The organism is Halomonas sp. KAO, from assembly GCF_015595025.1.
Taxonomy (GTDB): Bacteria; Pseudomonadota; Gammaproteobacteria; order Pseudomonadales; family Halomonadaceae; genus Halomonas.
Window position 1 is genome coordinate 1,000 of sequence record NZ_JADNRL010000045.1, and the last position, 331, is coordinate 1,330.

At 56.5% G+C, this 331-nt stretch carries 1 protein-coding gene; it reads left to right on the forward strand.

Translation table 11 applies throughout. The annotated features are described in order from the left end of the window. Window positions 1–331, forward strand: a 331-nt coding sequence (locus IOC61_RS17565; protein WP_229333242.1) for a hypothetical protein, incomplete at both ends; no start/stop codon positions are given.

Consider the following 331-nt stretch of genomic DNA (forward strand, 5'->3'; position numbering starts at 1 on the left):
TGAGGGCATCTTCATTGCCGCCGACTGGCGCTTCAGTCATGATTATTTTACCGGTATGTGTGCTCACTTGATACATAATGCCTTCGGGGATTCGGTGAGTCTCGATCGACCGGAGAACATCATCGCTTTCCAGGAACACCTGGTGCTGGCCTCCGAAAGCCATCCGCATGTTACGAAGGGGCTTTTGTCCGGCGTGGCCAACCTGGCAAGCGGGCATGACCAATTCGTCCAACGCTATCCGGTGAAGGCTCACGGCATGCTGAAAGAGTCCAGCGGCTCGGAGGGCATCTGTCATGCCTTGATGGCGGAGCGTCATGCGTTACCCGGTCAG